The 16,559-nt window shown below is 68.7% G+C and carries 14 protein-coding genes; 2 read left to right on the top strand and 12 right to left on the bottom strand.

The window, feature by feature from the left end:
* Positions 1-243 precede the first annotated feature (243 nt).
* Together ACM9NP_RS14770 and ACM9NP_RS14765 are read left to right on the top strand one after the other, a co-directional pair.
* Positions 244-1,527, top strand: coding sequence for an alpha-hydroxy-acid oxidizing protein (locus ACM9NP_RS14770; RefSeq protein ID WP_415647262.1), 1,284 nt, complete (start codon positions 244-246; stop codon positions 1,525-1,527).
* 345 nt (positions 1,528-1,872) lie between these two features.
* A complete protein-coding gene (locus tag ACM9NP_RS14765; protein WP_415647261.1) occupies positions 1,873-2,901 on the top strand; it encodes an adenosine deaminase in 1,029 nt (342 codons plus the stop codon).
* A gap of 501 nt (positions 2,902-3,402) precedes the next feature.
* Here ACM9NP_RS14765 and ACM9NP_RS14760 read toward each other — a convergent pair.
* From ACM9NP_RS14760 to ACM9NP_RS14705, 12 genes are all read right to left on the bottom strand, one after another.
* Positions 3,403-3,975, bottom strand: a complete 573-nt coding sequence (locus ACM9NP_RS14760) for a hypothetical protein (RefSeq protein WP_415647260.1) — start codon at positions 3,973-3,975, stop codon at positions 3,403-3,405.
* A gap of 15 nt (positions 3,976-3,990) precedes the next feature.
* A complete protein-coding gene (locus ACM9NP_RS14755) occupies positions 3,991-4,503 on the bottom strand; it encodes a hypothetical protein (RefSeq protein WP_415647259.1) in 513 nt (170 codons plus the stop codon).
* A 4-nt stretch (positions 4,504-4,507) separates the two neighbouring features.
* Positions 4,508-4,816 (bottom strand): hypothetical protein, encoded by a 309-nt coding sequence (locus tag ACM9NP_RS14750; protein WP_415647258.1) that lies wholly within the window; start codon positions 4,814-4,816, stop codon positions 4,508-4,510.
* Positions 4,813-5,289, bottom strand: coding sequence for an Asp23/Gls24 family envelope stress response protein (locus ACM9NP_RS14745; RefSeq protein WP_415647257.1), 477 nt, complete (start codon positions 5,287-5,289; stop codon positions 4,813-4,815). The genes ACM9NP_RS14750 and ACM9NP_RS14745 overlap by 4 nt, the downstream gene beginning before the upstream one ends.
* 29 nt (positions 5,290-5,318) lie before the next feature.
* Positions 5,319-5,510 carry a hypothetical protein gene (locus ACM9NP_RS14740; protein WP_415647256.1) on the bottom strand — a complete coding sequence of 64 codons (192 nt, stop codon included), beginning with the start codon at positions 5,508-5,510 and terminating at the stop codon, positions 5,319-5,321.
* 111 nt (positions 5,511-5,621) lie between these two features.
* Positions 5,622-6,335 (bottom strand): M50 family metallopeptidase, encoded by a 714-nt coding sequence (locus tag ACM9NP_RS14735; RefSeq protein ID WP_415647255.1) that lies wholly within the window; start codon positions 6,333-6,335, stop codon positions 5,622-5,624.
* A 93-nt stretch (positions 6,336-6,428) separates the two neighbouring features.
* The gene (locus ACM9NP_RS14730; protein ID WP_415647254.1) at positions 6,429-7,688 is read right to left on the bottom strand and encodes a S8 family serine peptidase; all 1,260 of its coding nucleotides are present in this window, start codon (positions 7,686-7,688) and stop codon (positions 6,429-6,431) included.
* Between the two features lie 109 nt (positions 7,689-7,797).
* Positions 7,798-9,174: a glutamate decarboxylase gene (locus ACM9NP_RS14725; protein WP_415647253.1), complete on the bottom strand. Its 1,377-nt coding sequence runs from the start codon at positions 9,172-9,174 to the stop codon at positions 7,798-7,800.
* A gap of 69 nt (positions 9,175-9,243) precedes the next feature.
* Positions 9,244-10,797: a serine/threonine protein kinase gene (locus ACM9NP_RS14720; RefSeq protein ID WP_415647252.1), complete on the bottom strand. Its 1,554-nt coding sequence runs from the start codon at positions 10,795-10,797 to the stop codon at positions 9,244-9,246.
* A gap of 130 nt (positions 10,798-10,927) precedes the next feature.
* A complete protein-coding gene (locus ACM9NP_RS14715) occupies positions 10,928-11,404 on the bottom strand; it encodes an aminoacyl-tRNA deacylase (protein WP_415647251.1) in 477 nt (158 codons plus the stop codon).
* Between the two features lie 265 nt (positions 11,405-11,669).
* Positions 11,670-12,947, bottom strand: coding sequence for a serine/threonine protein kinase (locus ACM9NP_RS14710; protein ID WP_415647250.1), 1,278 nt, complete (start codon positions 12,945-12,947; stop codon positions 11,670-11,672).
* A gap of 158 nt (positions 12,948-13,105) precedes the next feature.
* Positions 13,106-14,236, bottom strand: a complete 1,131-nt coding sequence (locus tag ACM9NP_RS14705) for an AI-2E family transporter (RefSeq protein WP_415647249.1) — start codon at positions 14,234-14,236, stop codon at positions 13,106-13,108.
* Positions 14,237-16,559 lie beyond the last annotated feature (2,323 nt).

The raw sequence follows: 16,559 nt of genomic DNA, 5'->3' as shown, positions 1-16,559 counted from the left end.
GGGGAGGCTCCGGCAGTGGGGCGGGAATCGGTTGTGGAAGCACCTGACGCGTTTCCGGCCTCGTTGTCAGCCCGTTCCGCGTCCGACGCCGGGATGCGGAAGCGCCTTCGCCTCGACATCTCGGTCAGGAACTTCCATGCCTTGAAAGCCCCTGCTGTCTGAACCTCTTAACCGAATCGTGTTCGCGGGGACAACCGTAGCGTGGTCGTTGTCAATACGATCGCGGTGGAAAGGTGATGCCCGATGAAATCTGAACGACGCGATGGTCTCGGCCGTCAGGCCCAATCCCGGATCTTCCGCGATGGCACGTACGGACGTCGACCGCTGGTGCCCGTGGACCCGGACCTGTTGGAGCGCAAAGCGAAGCGTGCGATGAGTCGCCGCGCGTACGCGTACGTCGCGGGCTCGGCGGGCATGGAGCGGACCGCCGACGCGAACCGACGCGCGTTCGGCGACTACCGGATCGTCCCTCGCGTGCTACGTGACGTCGAGGACCGGGACCTTTCCGTCGAACTGTTCGGGCGCCGCCTCGATTCGCCGTTGCTGTTCTCCCCGGTCGGGGTCCTGGAGTTGGCGCACCGGGACGCGGACCTGGCGGTCGCGGACGCCGCGCGGGAACTGGGCATGCCCATGGTCATCTCGACGCAGGCGTCGACCACGCTCGAAGACTGTGCGTCGCGATTGGACGGTTCGCCCGCGTGGTTTCAGTTGTACTGGAGCAACAACGACGATCTGGTGACGAGTCTCGTCCAACGCGCGGAGACCTCCGGCTGCGACGCCATCGTCATCACCCTGGACACGCACATGATCGGATGGCGGCCCCGCGACCTCGACCTCGGTTCGCTTCCGTTCGCGCGCGGCGAGGGGCTGGCCCAGTACACATCGGACCCGGTGTTCACCCGACTCGTCGAGGAACGCGCGGCACGTGGCGACGACGCGCCGAAACGCCGCCCCACCCTCGCGGCCATCCGGTCGCTGTTGTCGATGAGCCGCAAGCATCCAGGCGGATTCTGGAACAACCTGCGATCCCCGCTGCCACGCGCCGCCGTCGAAACCTTCCTCGAGGTCTTCTCCCGGTCGTCGCTGACCTGGGACGAGCTCTCCTTCGTTCGCGAGCGCACCAAACTTCCGATCATCCTTAAGGGAATCATGGACACCGAGGACGCGCATCGGGCCGTGGACTGCGGCGTCGACGGCATCCAGGTGTCCAACCACGGTGGACGCCAGATCGACGGCTCCTTCGCCGCGATCGACGCCCTGCCCGAGGTCGCCGCCGCCGTCGACGGACGCGTCCCGATCATCTTCGACAGCGGCGTACGCACCGGATCCGACGTGTTCACGGCGCTCGCTCTCGGCGCCAAGGCCGTCGCCATTGGACGACCCTATGTGTACGGTATGGCGGTCGCCGGCGCCGAGGGCGCGACGGAGGCCATGCGAAACATCCTCGCCGAACTCGACCTGACGATGGGCCTGGCGGGCTGCGCCACCCTCGCCGACATCACGTCCCGCTCCATCCGACGTTGCTGACGACCGGCCGATCGACTGTGCCCCTTGTGGAAGTGGAACGGGCGTTCCTCGGCTGATCGATCGTCATCGAGTGTGCTCACTCGTGTCGATCCACTATGTCTGGATGTTGTCTCGAGTCGCTCGCGGGTCCGGTCGATTGACGCGATTGTGGACGGCGATACCTGCGCCGCACGCCGAACCGGGCCACGGTCGCCGCAGACGGTGGTGGCACCCGTGGCGCGCCCGTCGAGTCCGGCGGGCGACCGGACGCGATTCCCGCCACGATCCGCCGTCCCATCTTGCCCTCGGCCCGATCCCGCTCTACGATGGCCCGAATTCGTTGTTCGGGTCGGAAAAGGGGTCGGCATGGTCGATATGGCAGCGTTCGTCGCGGGATTGCCGAAAGCGGAGCTACACGTCCACCACGTCGGGTCCGCGTCACCCCGGATCGTCGCCGAGCTCGCCGCCCGGCACTCCGACACGACCGTCCCCTCCGACGCCGCCGCGCTCGCGGACTACTTCACCTTCCGCGACTTCGCGCACTTTATCGACGTCTACCTGTCCGTCGTCGACCTCATTCGCGACGCCGAGGACGTCCGCCTGCTCACGTACGAGATCGCGCGCGACATGGCGCGACAGAACATCCGATACGCCGAACTGACGATCACCCCGTTCAGTTCGACCCGGCGCGGCATCCCCGACGTCGCGTTCATGGAGGCGATCGAGGACGCGCGCGTCCGCGCCGAGCGCGAACTCGGCGTCGTCCTGCGGTGGTGCTTCGACATCCCCGGCGAGTCCGGGCTCGAGGCGGCCGCCGAGACCGCGCGGATGGCCTGCGAACTGCGCCCCGAAGGCCTCGTCAGCTTCGGCCTCGGCGGCCCGGAGATCGGCGTGCCCCGCCCGCAGTTCAAGCCGTACTTCGACCGCGCCCGTGCGGCGGGGCTTCGCAGCGTTCCGCACGCGGGTGAGACGACCGGGCCGGAGACGATCTGGGACGCCATCAACTTGCTCGGAGCGGAACGGATCGGGCACGGTACTTCCGCCGCCACCGATCCGCGGCTGCTCGACTACCTCGCGAACCACGGCATCACCCTCGAGGTCTGTCCCACGTCGAACATCGCGACCCGCGCCGTCACCACCCTCGACGAGCACCCGATCCGGGCGATGATGGAGGCGGGTGTGACCGTCACCGTCAACAGTGACGACCCGCCGATGTTCGGCACCGATCTCCTCAACGAGTACCTCATCGCGGCGCGTCTGCTCGACCTCGACGCCCCCGGTGTCGCGGCACTCGCGAAGAACGCGGTCACCGCGTCGTTCGCCGACGACGCGACGAAGGCCCGGCTGGCCGACGAGATCGACACCTACACGAAGGCCGCGCTCTCCGAGCAGTGATGTCGACGCGTCGTCTCGAGGGAGGGCGTCGAACCGAGTCCTGAAGCGGTGGTCGTCTTTTGCGGCTTGGTGGGTCTTCGTTTCCGGTGCCGCAGAGCGGTTTCGACACGTACACCGCCCCACCAAGCCGAAGGCCTGCGGTCACTTGGTTGGGTGGACCGCTCTTGCTGAGCGGGGAGTCTGCGGTCATCCGGCCGGACGTGGCCTTTTTCGGCTTGGTGGGGCGGCGTATGGGACTGCAACGTGAACGATGGGCAGGAGGGGAGACCCACCAAGCCGGGGAACCTCACCATCGCGTGTCGGGAGGGGTCCTTCGTCTGGGCGGTGGTCGTCTTTTGCGGCTTGGTGGGCCTTTCGTTTCCGGTGCCGCAGAGCGGTTTCGGCGCATACACCGCCCCACCAAGCCGAAGGTCTGTGGTTACCTGTTTGAAGGGACCCTTCCGGCGAGGCGGGGGCGGGCAATGGGTCGAGGCGTGGCTTCAACCGGTGTTCGTTGCGGTGTCAGTGAACCCGCTGGTCGCCGCGAGCCGGGCGGATCGTGACGTCGAGTCGCCCCGGGCGCCAGTTCGCCGTCGTCGCCAGCCGTTCCAGGGTCTCGTCGACGTGTTCCCGGGCCTGTTCGACGGTGCCGCTCGGGGCCAGGTCGATCCGCAGCCACGCGTTCGGTCGGGGTGGCGAACCCGTGAGCCGGGCCCGTGCCCGGGCGATGGACCGTGCCGCCGCGATGTCGCGTTGCCACGCCGTGACCACCGCCGAACTGTCGACCCTCGTCCGCCCGCGCGCGGGCTCGTCGTCGAGTGTCTGATCCTCGATCCCGGATTCACCGCGCGGCAACAACTCCCGCGCGAACAACCACAACCCGAGCACCGCGAGGAGCACCCCGAACGCCACGGGAAGCGCCAACACCCACGCGGGCGCGTCCGCCCATGTTCCCGTGTCCGTCTCCGGTAGGACCGTGGCGTCGGTGGACGTCAGGGGCCACACTCCGGTCGCCACGACCACCGCGAGCGCTCCCACCACGAGGAGCAGGGCGCCAACGATAGTCCACAGTATTCGGTTTCCGGTGTCGGTCATGGGTTCCCCTTCGAGTCACACGACGCGGCGCGGGCGCCGAGTGGAGACGGACACGCGGCGCTGCTGAGGGGCCCCGACCCGGTCGAGTTCGGCCGACGCCATCCGTTCGACGGCCCCCGTCTGCTCCGCGTCGGCGACGACATGCACCCGCAGTCGCCACCGCCCCGAGAGTCGCGCGGTCGCCTGCGAGACGCCCGCCAAGCCGTTGAGCGAGGTGACGAGCCGTTTCTCCAGTTCACGGCGCCTGATGAACCAGCCCGCCGTGGTGCTCGGCAGGCGCACCGGCCGCCATCGATGCAATTGTCCGATGAGGATAACGAGACCGACCGCGACGGCGACGACCCCCGAGACCAAGATCGCCGTATCGCCGACGGTGACACCCGAACCGGCGGCGTACCAGCGGTCCCACGGAACGAGGACCGGCACCCGTCCGCTGATCAGACCGACCGACTCGACCGCGATGAGCACCCCGACGGCGGCGACGACGAGCGCCAAGAACAGTGCCGCGATGCGATTGGCCGTCCGCATCGCCTCACCCCGCCGCGCTCGGCAACCGGTCGAGATCGACGTCGACGACGATGATCCGGACCGCCGTCCCTGGTGTGTCGACCGTCGTCGTGACGGCCTCGCGTACCGCGTCGGCGACGTCTATGAGCGGGAAACGGTCGATCACGACGCCGACGGTGACCCGATCGGGCTCGATTCGAACGCCGTCGACTGCGCCACCCGGGAAGGGCGTCCTGATCCGTACCGGGCTCTGCGCCGACAGCCGGGTCACGCCCGGCACCGACTGGGCCGCCGTGGCCACCCTCTTCGCGAATTCCTGCCGTGTATCGGTCACTGGACGCGTGACTCCTGCTCATCGTCGCCTTCGACGTACACGTCGTCGACGTTGATGTTGACCTCGACCACGTGCAGGCCCGTCATGCTTTCCACGCGGTCGATGACGTTGTCGCGGACGGCGGAGGTCACGTCGACGATGCTCTGCCCGTACCAGGTCACGACGTCCATGTCGATTGCCGCCTCCTTCTCTCCGACCTCGACGGCGACGCCTCGCGAGAGCGATTCGTTCGAGCCGGGGACGAGCGCGCGGAGTTGGCCCATCCGTCGTGACGAACCCGAGCCCATCGAGTGGACGCCGGGGATCTCGCGGGCCGCCATGCCCGAGATCTTGGAGACGACGGCCCCGGAAATGCTCGTCTGACCGTTGTCGGTCTTGAGTCTGGCGTGGCCGCCGACGTTGCCGGGGCGCGGCATGGACGCCCCCTTCGGGGTGTTGGACTTGTCCTTGCCCGTGCTTTCCGAATCCGCCATAGTTCCTGCCTCCCAAGGTATCGGTTGAATCAACGGGACCGATCGTCCTGACCGAGACGGTCGACGAGGGCCGCGACGTTGACCTTGCCGTCCAGCACACGTCCGATGTAGAGGCCGATCGCGCCGAGCAGCAACGCGCCGAGCGCCGGGCCGGGCCCCGCGAGAGCCCACAGGGCCACGAACGCGAAGCCGACGATGAAGCCGAATTGCTGCCAGGACATGCCCGCTCCCGTCTCGATTGCCGACCGCGAGCAACGGCCGGTCTCGTCACTGAACGTGACGTCGAGTATGCGTGAGTGGGTCGTGGGCGGGGATGGGTTCGGCTGAACCGATTACCACAGGTCCGGCAGGAGCATGCTGGTTCCGAGCGCGAGGGAGCCGACGTTGACGACGGCGAACAGGAGCACCCACATGACGGCCGGGATTCTGGTCATCTCGGCGAGTTGTTCGGGGTCGGAGCCGCCGCGTCGGCTTCGTTGCGCCCACACCTCCCAGACGGGTCGGACGGATCCGATGAGGAGGAACCAGGTCGTCGCGTAGGTGATGATCGCCTGGACGTCGGGGGCGGCCCACCAGGCGACGGCGAACACGCCGAATCCCGTCGCGACGATCGCGAGGGCGCCGTACAGATTGCGGATGAACAGCGCCATCGCCGCGAGCAGCACGATCGTCACCCACAGCAGGGCGACGATGCGTCCCTGCCAGACGAGCCACGCGGAGAACAGGCCGACGATCGCGGGGAACAGGTAACCGGCGAGCAGGGTGAGGGTCGCGCCGAGGCCGCGTCGTTGGCCTTGCGTGATGGTGACGCCGGAGGTGTCGCCGTGCAGCCTGATGCCGTGCAGTCGGCGGCCGCACATCAGCGCGACGAGCGCGTGGCCGCCTTCGTGGGCGATCGTGATGACGTTGCGCGCGAGTCGCCAGGTCGTGTTGACGAAGACCACGGCGAGCGCCGCGATGGCGGTCGCGGCGACGATGGCGACGTCGGGGGCGGCCTGCACGGCGGTGAGTTTGTCCCACAGGTCGGTGATCGCGTCGAGGTTCACGGGGGCTCCTCATGGGGCGGGGGGACAGCGAGCCTACCGGACCGACGCCCGACGCCACTGCCATCCATTGGGGACCAAGCGTTGGCGGTCCCTCTAGGGCCAGTGGCGTGGCCCCGACAGGTTCGAGTCGGATGGCGGCCGTTCGCGAGGAAACGGCGGTGAGTGCGGGGTCTGCTGGAACGGCGGTGGGCCCGTCGAGACGACGGGGCTCGCCACGGCCGTCCGGGTCCGGCGGCGGTTGAGGGTGAAGCCGATGAACACGGTCCAGACGACGGCCAGCATCGCGCCGCCCCCGACGACGAGTGTCGTGATCGTCGTCAAGGACGACGGGTTGGCTTTCAGGTGCCCGATCGGGGCGGGGTTGACGTCGGCGTCGGGGCGGTCCGTCGGAGGCTCGATCACCTTCGTGAGGGCCGCGACCGGGTCGATGACGCCGTGCCCGAAGGCGTCGTCTCGGCCGGGCTCGCCCGCGTCGACGGCGGTGCGGGTGAGCCGCCACGTCAGGTCCTCGCGACTCATGTCCGGCCACAGCGACAGCAGGAGCGCCGCCACTCCGGCGACGATCGCTGCCGAGTTGGAGGTGCCGTAGTAGTCGACGTAGCCGCCCTGGTAGTCGGCGACGACGACGTTGGCGGCGGGTGCGGCGAGGTCGACGGTGGGGCCGATCGTCGCGCCGTCCCAGGCGCCGCCGGTGCTGTCGGTGCCCGCGACCGCGAGGGCCTCGTCGTAGTTGGCGGGCGCGCGGACGCGTTCGCCGTGCGGATCGATGTTCCCGGAGCAGGCGACCACGAGGACGTCCTTGTCGACAGCGGCGTAGCGCACCGCCTCGGCGACGGTCGGGCCGAAATCGCCGCTGATCGACATGAGGATGATGTCGGCGCCGTTGTCGGCGAGCCACCGCACGGCGGGCGCCACCTCGGCGTCGCCGAACCAGCTGCCGCCGGCCTCGGCCTCCTCGAGGTTCGCGGCGTCCATGATGCCGGCGGACAGGATGCGGGCTCCCGGGGCGGCGCCGAGCACGCCCTTGTCGTTGTCCTCGCCGTTGCCGTGTCCGACGGCCAACGACGCCATCGCCGTTCCGTGGCCGTGCACATCGATCAGTCCGTCTTGGCCGTCGTCCCAGGTCGCCATGCCCGCGTCGACGTTGCCCACCAGGTCCGGGTGGTCCGGGTTGACTCCCGTGTCGACGAGGCCGATCGTCACGCCCTCACCCGTCGACAGGGTATGGGCGGTCTCCAGATCGAGCGCGTCGAGCATCCACTGTCCGTCGCGAATGGCGTCGGCGTGGGCGGTGCCGGGAGCGGAGAGGAGCACCGTCAGTGACAGCAGGCAGCACACGAGTAGGCGAGGCACGGGGCTCCCAGGGGCGAGGGGAGGGATAACGTCACCCGGCACCGTAGCCAAGGCGCGCAAGCCCGCGTGCGTCGGTCCGTTCCAAGGTGACGGCGTGAACCGCGTCGCGTCAGTGGTGGAAACCCGAGTGCGCCGGGATCTCCGTCCCTCCGTGCCGGGTGAGTTCGTCCACCGCGTCGCGGATGTCGGCGATGAGCCGGATGATCTTGTCGCGACCGGTGCCGTGCCGGATGAGGACGCGCTGGATCACGTCGCCGCGGTTCGCCGGCAGCGGATAGGACGGAACCTGCCAGCCCCGCGTTCGCAAGCGGTCGCTCAGGTCGTACAGCGTCCAGCCGGACATGTCCGGGTTCAGGCGGTACGACACCGCCGGGAGTCCGCCGTCGCCGTCGTAGAGGACGTCGAGCGCGTCGATTTCGGAGATTCGACGCGCGAGGTACTGGGCGGTCTCGGCGCACGCCTGCTGCACCTTGGTGAAGCCTTCGCGGCCGAGTCGGACGAACGCGTAGTACTGGGCGATGACCTCGCCGCCGGGCCGCGAGAAGTTCAGAGCGAACGTGGGCATCTGCCCGCCCAGATAGTCAACTGTGAATACGAGTTCGTCCGGCAGGAGCGATTTGTCGCGCCAGACGACCCAGCCGACGCCGAGAGGGGCGAGACCGTACTTGTGGCCCGAGGCGTTGATCGACGCGACGCGCGGAAGTCGGAAGTCCCATCGCAGATCGGGTTGCGTGAACGGCGCGACGAAACCCCCGCTCGCGGCGTCGACGTGCAGCGGCACGTCCAGACCCGTGTCGGAGGCGATCACGTCGAGCTCCGCGGCGATGGCCTCAACCGGCTCGAAGGCGCACGTGTATGTCACGCCGAGGATCGCCACGACACCGATCGTGTTCTCGTCGACATAGTCGCGCAGCTGATGTGGGCGCAGACCCGTCGCGTCGGGTTCGAGCGGGATCTGACGGAGTTCGACGTCGAAGTAGCGGGCGAACTTCTCCCAGCACACCTGGACCGGCCCCGCGACCAGGTTCGGTCGGTTCGTCGACTTCCCGGCCGCTTCGCGCGCTTGTCGCCAGCGCGTCTTCAATGCCATGCCCGCGAGCATGCACGCCTCACTCGACCCCGTCGTCGAGCAGCCGATCGCGCCGCTCTCGGTCGGGACGTGCCACAGGTCCGCGAGGATGTGGACGCACCGCGACTCGATCTCCGTCGTCTGTGGATACTCATCCTTGTCGATGAGGTTCTTGTCGAGGTTGTCGTCCATGAGGCGATGCGTCTCGTCGTCGCTCCACGTCGTACAGAACGTCGCGAGGTTCTGCGAGGAGTTTCCCTCGAGCGCGAGGTCCTCCCGGATCAGGTAGTACGCGGCCACGGGGTCGCTCTCCCCGTCGGGGATGGCATGGCGCGGCAACGGTTCCCGACTCAGTTCGGTGCTGTAGACGTCGGCCGCCTCGTCGATCCGTCCGGTCGATACCTCGTGCAACGCCATGACCCACCCCCGTGTCCGACAACACCCGGAGGTTACCGCCGGGACCGCGGGGGAAGCCCCAGGTCGACGCTATTCGGTGGCGTCCTCTTTCTCGGCGGTCACCGTGTGCCAGAGCTGACCGTCGCCTTCCGTGCAGTTCTGGGCCTGCACCTGTTCACCGTTGACGGCCAGGCAGAAGTTGGAGTTGTTGACGCTGCGGATCTGCCACACGTCGACCTCGTCGGTGGTCTCGACCCAGTCGAAGGTCCACGCCGTGTCGGCGTCGCAGTCGCCCGTCGTGACGTCCGTTTCCCCGTAGCTCCAGGTCAGACAGCCGGGGTCGTCGTCATAGGTGAAGCCGAGAGCGAAGGCGTCCTCCTCGCCCGCCTGAGGGGCGAAGGTGAACGGCAGCCCCGCCTCGCAGTCGGCCATGACGACCTTGGTGGAGAAGAGCCAGACGGTCTCGATGGCCACGCACTCACCGGTCTTCGCGTTGACCAGTGTGGATGGTTCGGGTTCGCTCGGAGGTTGCGGGGACGGCGACGGGGACGCACTGGGCGACTCACTCCCGCCGTCGGTGAGGTCCTTGGATTCGCCACGCCAGTCGATCGACAACAGACCGATCGCGCCCGCGATGACCGCGACGACGCCGAGCGTCGCGGCGATCGTCATGATCGTGCGCTTCCTCAGCCGCTGTTCGACGTCCGGGTCGCGCGGCGGCTCCTCCTCCACGTACTCGATCGGCGTCGTCTCCGGCGTGGGCGGCGGTGAGACCGACGCGTGACCGATGAGCATCCGCCGCGTCGCGGCCGGGGAGGCCGTTCCGACGAGCCCGAAACACGCGTCCGCGAACTGTTCCGCGGACGCGAAGCGCCCCGCCGGGTCCTTGCTCAACGCGCGGAGGACCACCGCGGCGACGTCCGCCGGAACGTCCTCTGGCAGCGGCGGCGGCTCATGCTGGAGGTGGCCCGCGATGATGGCGGCCGCCGAATCCCCCGGAAACGGCAGGCGACCCGACAGGCACTCGTAGGCGACGACGCCGAGCGCGTACACGTCGGCGAGGCCCGTCAGCTCCTCCCCGCGCAACTGCTCGGGGGACGCGTATTCGACGGTGCCCATCACCGAACCGGTCGCCGTCAACGCCGTGTGCCCGGGTGCCCGGGCGATGCCGAAGTCGATGACGGTGACCGCGCCGCCGGCGTCGACGAGGATGTTGGCGGGCTTGATGTCGCGGTGAATCACGCCGACGCGGTGTGCCGCGGCGATCGCCGCCGCCGACTGCGCGATGATCGCCATCGTCGTCGACGCGGCGAGTCTGCCCGCCTCCGCGATCGGCTGCGAGACCGGGTGTCCCTCGACGAGCTCCATCACCAGGTACGAGCGGATGTGTCCGTCCTCGCCGGGCTCCTCGCACACATCGTAGACGTCGACGAGGCCCTGCGCGTTGAGCGCCGCGAGTGTCTGCGCCTCCCGGATGAAGCGGCGCCGAAAGTCCTGGTCGTCGGCGTACGCCGCATGCAGGACCTTGATCGCCACCGTGCGTTGCAGGGTCAGGTCCTCGGCACGCCACACCTCACCCATGCCCCCGGCCGCGATGCGCTCGACCAGGCGGTATCGGTCCCTGAGCACCTGCCCACTTCGCATGTGTGTCCCTTCCCTTGGGGCGATCGCGCCGAACACGGCGAGGCCATGATTATGCCGCGCGGGCGCGAACGGCCGACGCGGCGGAGAGGCGTGCGCAGTCCCCGTCACGTGCCCGCGTGGAGCGCGACCGTTACGTGACGTCGGCGACCGTCCCGTCGTAGCCCGACACCAGTTCGTCGACGTCGACGAACGCGCTGAACCCGTGCGCTCCCGCGCCCATCGCGACTCGCCGACCAGTCAAAGTGGAGTCGACGACGACGGGCCACGGGTGGGTGCTGCCGATCGGCGTGATCGTGCCGCGTTCGTAGCCGGTCGCGTCGTACGCCTCGGACGCGTCGGGCAGTGACAGTCGATTGACGCCGAGCGCGGCGCGCAGTTTCGGCCAGGCGATCGTGCGATCGCCGGGAATGACGACGAACACATAGGACGCGATGGCGCGTTTGACGACGAGCGTCTTGGCGATGTCGGCCGGTGTGACGCCGAGGATCGCGGCGGCTTTCGGTAGCGAGTCCGCGGCAGGACGTTCGCGCACGGTCACGGTCATCCCGTGCGCGTCGGCGGCGCTCAGCATCGCGGCCACCGCCTCGGGTCGGTCCATATCGGTCATCTCGATTCCTCCCTTGAATACCCTATGAGGGTATATCGCCGTTCGGGGTGAGGCCGGTATGTACTGCGAGAGCATCGTCTCGATCGTGTGCCGTTCGGCGGCGTGCGCGCTTGGCCGTGGCACGGCTATCGAGCGCTATCTCAAGGCCCGCAACGGGTATCGCGGGGGTCGATTGATCGTCTGGAACGGTGCTGCGTCGTCGGCGCGCTGGTGGCGGATCGGTGCGGTCGCCGTCGTTCACGGGTGGCGACGTCGCCGAATCCGGTCAATCGCAGTCGAACGTGCCACGGATCGCGGTCGGCACGGCGGCGGCGCACTCGTCGGCATGGGTCAACCTGCCGTCGTCGATGGTCAGGAGAACCTCGCGGTCGGCGGCGTCGGGTTCGGCGTCGGCGGGAATGATGCTGACGATGACGTAGCCGTTCTCGCAGCGGTGACCGGTGACGCGCGCGTCCTCGAACTCGTCCGCGATCGCCTCGTCGATGTCCTCCGCCTGTGGACACCAGGTCTCGGCGTCCGCGCTGGTCGCGAAGAACGTCGCCAACCCGGCACCGCCGATCGCGCTGATGCCCAGCATGAGCGCGGTGACGACGGTCGCGGCGGGATGCCAACGGCGCAGCGTCCGCTTCTTCTCCGGTGCGGTGACGGCGATGTCGGCGCCACCGGGGAACGGTGTCGGTCGAGGACCGGAACGCGGGACGAGGTCCGCCGACACCGCGCGAGGACGGTCGCCCGGCGCGGGTTCGTCGTCGAGGTCGACGGCGGTCAGCAGATCGCGCAACCCCGCCGCGTCGGGCCGCTCGTGTGGATCGACGCGCATCGCCTGCGCCAGCACGTCCGTCAACGTGGTGTTGATGCCCGGGATGTCCGAGACGGGCGCGGCCCTCAACAGTGGATCGGCGACGTCCGCTCGCTGCGAGGTCGACCACGGCAGCCGACCGCCGAGCGCGGCGTACAGCAGGGTCGCGAGGTCGTAGACGTCGGCGGCGGGGGAGGCGCACATCGTTCCGGCCTGGCTGGCCTCCAGGTGCTCCGGTGCCGTGTAGGCGCTCACGGGCAGGACGTGCGCCAGGACCGGCGCGGTCGCGTCGAATCCCGCCACGAGTAGCTTCCGGCCGGTGCCGGACAGGACCGTCGCGGGTTGCAGCGCTCCGTGGATGAGCCCGGTCGAGTGAATGGTCGCGAGCGTGTCGGCCAGCGCGACGCCGAGGGCGCGCACTTGACCGGCCGGGGGCGGGCCGCCTTCGCGGAGCTCGTCGGCGAGCGTGGTTCGCGTCGCGTGCACGGCGATATAGGGACGCGCGTGCTCGGTAAGTCCAATGGCGACGATCGGCGCGATGTGCGGGTGCGCCGACAGGTGGGTCAGTCGTGCCGCCCAGTCGAGGAAGACCTCGCGGCGGGACCCGTCGATTCGGCTGTGAGCCACCGTCGCGACGACGGGAGTGCCCGCGCCGGCGAGATAACCGGCGTACACGTTGGCCACAGAGTCTCGATGCAGTAAACGCGTCAGTTGGACCGCGCCCGCTGTCGAGATTGTGCGCATTCTTCACCTCCGCTCACTACCGAATTCAGGCCCACCAGGGGCACCCTAATGCACTCGGCGGCGGACACGCCAGCAAAGACGTATGGAAATTCGTTGGGTGTGTATCCGGGTGCTCCGGGTCAGTGTCGGCGCTGGTCGCACCGGCGATGCGGTTACCGTCAGGCTTGGTCCTGGCGAGGAATGTAGACCTCCCGCACGAGGAGTTGGATCGCCGCGACCGTCGGGACGGCGAGCAGTGCGCCGACGACGCCGAGCAGCGCGGCACCGAGCAACAGGCCGAGGATCGCCGCGAGGTCCGAGACCTTCACGGAGCGCCGCATGATCGTCGGATAGATCACCCAGTTCTCGACCTGCTGGTAGATGACGAAGAAGATCGCGCACGCGATCGCGACCCACAGCGACACGGTCAGCCCGACGAGCGTGACGACGACGGCCCCGAGCGTCGCGCCGATCTGGGGGATCAGGTCGAGGATGGCCACGACGAACGCGAGAGCGTACGCGTACGGCACCCCGGCGATCAGCATGAAGATGAAGGACGTGCAACCGGCCGCGGCGGCGATGCCGAGCGCGCCGACGGTGTAGCCGCCGACCTTCGTGAGGATCTCGTCGCCGAGCGCCTTGGCCCGCGTGCGGCGGTGTGCCGGGAGGAGCCGGTAGAACCCGCTGGTGAGCCGGTTGAAGGAGCCCAGTAGGTAGATCGTCAACACCGCGATCATGACGCCGTTGAACACGCTGCCGAAGGCGACGCCGAGGACGCTGAAGACGCCTCCGGCCGCGTCGACGACGGTCGTCGCGTCGAGTCCCTTCGCCGCTTCCTGGATACGCCCGAGGATGTCGAACTGTTTGTCGAGGTTGACGAGCCACCGCTGTTGGCCGAGGTTGTCGAGGAGCGAAGGCAGGGCCTCGACGAAGGCCACGCCCTCCTCGATGATCGGTGGAACGAGCGAGACCACACCTCCACAGAGGACGAGGAGGGTGCCGAGGCAGACGGCGGCGACGGAAACGCCGCGCGGGAGTCCCCAGCGCTGCAACCGGACGACCATCGGGTTGAGCCCGATCGCGATGAAACCCGAGATGGCGATGACGATGAGCATCGGCATCAGGATGTCGAGGCTCAGGAACAGGACGTACGCAAGGAGCAGCCCGATGCCCATGTACAGGCCGTGGTGGAACGAGGTCTTGGCGAACGGTCGACCCGCCTGCCCGAACCGAGATTCGAGCGACGGCGGGTCGACTACGACGTCCTTTTTAGCTGGTTCCTGCTTGGTCGGCTTGCGTCGCTTGGACATGGGCTGCTCCGATACTGTCAGCGGGCGGCCAGGTCAGGCCGCCGTCAGACCGCGTTGGAACCAGTGTGCACTGTCTGGTCGGGCGATGGGTTTCCTGACCCACCGTTACCGCCACGGTGCTTGTTCTTGTTCTTGCCCTTGTTGTTGTTCTTGTTCGGCCCGTTCTTTCCGCCGTTTCCGTGGGACGCCTTCNCCNCCGTCGGCGGCGGTCGGCTCGGCCGTGGCGCCGCCATCGCGGGCGTCGGCCGTCGGGGTCACCGGCACCGACTCGGCGGCGAGTGGCTCCTCCGCTTTGCCCTGCTTGGCGTTCGCGACGAGTCGCTTCGCCTGGGCCCTGGCCGTTCCGAGGATCGCCTCCGCGTCGCGTCGCGCGGTCTGCGATGCCTGGCGGGCGCCTTCGTCGGCACGCTTGCGGATACCCGCCGCGCGCTTCTCCGCGTCCGCGACCAGTTCGCTCGCGCGCTGCTCGGCGTCGGTGACCGTGCCGTTCGCAGTGGTCTCCGCCTCGGCGATCCGCTTGGCCGACGATTCCTCGGCGTCCCGGCTCAACTCGGCGATGCGGGCGTCGGCCTTGCTCGTGATGTCGGCGGCGTAGGCGTCCGCTTCGCCGGTGACCCGGCTGGCGTGCTCCTGGCTGGTGCGGGTGAGCTCACTCGCCTTGGCCTGGGCGGTCTGCGTCAGTTCGGCGGCCTTCGCCTCGGCGTCAGCGGTGAGCTTGGCGGCCTTCGCCTCGGCGTCGCCTGTCAGCTGCGCGGCCCTCGCCTCGGCGTCGCCTGTCAGCTGCGCGGCCCTCGCCTCGGCGTCGGTGACGAGCTTCGCGGCGGCCGTCTCCGATTCGGTCCGCAGACGTGCGGCGGCCTCGTCCGCGGTGCGAGTCGTCTCGGCGGCCTTGGTCTGGGCGTCGGCGATCAGCTTCGTCGTGGTCGCCTCGGCGTCGCCTGTCAGCTGCGCGGCCCTCGCCTCGGCGTCGGCGACGAGCTTCGCGGCGGTCGCCTCGGACTCGGTGCGCAGTCGCGCGGCGGCGTCACTGTTGGACTGAGCCTCGGCACGCAGTCGCTGCGTCTCGGCCTCGGTCTCGGCACGCAACTGGGCGGCGTCGTTCTCGGCCTGGCCACGGATCGCCAGGGCCATCTCCTCGGTCTCCTGCTTGTACCGGGCCGCGTTCGCCTCGGTCTCGGCACGAAGACGTTGGGCCTCCTCGGCGGCGGTGGTGCGCAAACGCTGCGCTTCCTGGTTAGCCTCGGCGAGGCGGCGCTGCGCCTCCGTCTCGGCTTCCGCGCGCAACTGGGCCGTGGCCTGCTGGGTTTCCGTGCGGAGGCGTTCGGCCTCGGCGTTCGCCTTCGCGATCAGGTCGCCCGCCTGCGCGGTCGAGGCCTGCCGGGTCTGCTCGGCGGCGATCTCCGATTCCTGCTTGGTCTGGTGCGCTTCGGCGCGCAGCCGCTCAACATGCGCCATCAGTTGACGGGCCTGCTCGTCGGCGGCGGCGCGGGTCGTCTGCGCGGCCTCCTCGGCGGTGGCCTCGATCTGCGTCGCACGTTCGGTCGCCTCGTTGACCATCGCCTGCGCTTGCTGCGCGCGCTTGTTCATCTCGGCGTCGACGATGTGGCGGCGGTCGGCCTCCGCCTTCTCCGCGGCGGCGCGGCGAGCGGCGAGTGCCGTCTCGAAGTCCTTGCGTGCGGCCTCGGTCTCGACCTGCACTTCGTGCCGGATGCGTTCGGCTTCGGCGCGTTCGTGGTCGACTTCCTCACGAGCCCGCGACTTGATGGCGCCAGCTTCCTCTTCCGCCAGCGTCAGGATGTGCTCGACTCGGGCGCCCAGGTGCTGGAAGGACGCCTTGTCTCCGACGGCCGCCCGCCGTCGGACGTCCTGAATCTGCGCCTGCAGTTGCTGCACCTGCAACACGAGTCGATCGACTTGGGTCAGCGCTTCAGCCTTCTGCGCCGCCAACGAGGCCAATTCTGTATCCATTGTAGACAGGTATCGATCGACCTGCCTCTTGTCGTAGCCTCGCAGGGCCTGTTCGAAACCCCGGTCGGCGTGCCCCGCGTCACCGAGGTTGCTGAAGAAGTCCGTGCCACTGCCGTGCGACATAAGCCCCATCCTCACACGTGAACCGCCTGCCCGCGCCGCATACGCGACCTGACCGCCCACGATATTTGTTAGATCACCGCCGAATAACCATATGGTTAAGCGCCTGCCGATATACGACCGTAACTCGAAAACCCTGGGTAGGGGAACAGGCCCCGTGAGATTACCCGATATAGACATCAGACAATTTGGACGATTGGGCGCGGGAGATCCAGGACGCACACACGACGACGGC

The organism is Stackebrandtia soli (assembly GCF_965137155.1).
GTDB classification, from domain to species: Bacteria; Actinomycetota; Actinomycetes; order Mycobacteriales; family Micromonosporaceae; genus Stackebrandtia; species Stackebrandtia soli.
Note: the sequence above shows the minus strand (reverse complement) of the source record. Positions and strands in the feature narration are given on the sequence as shown.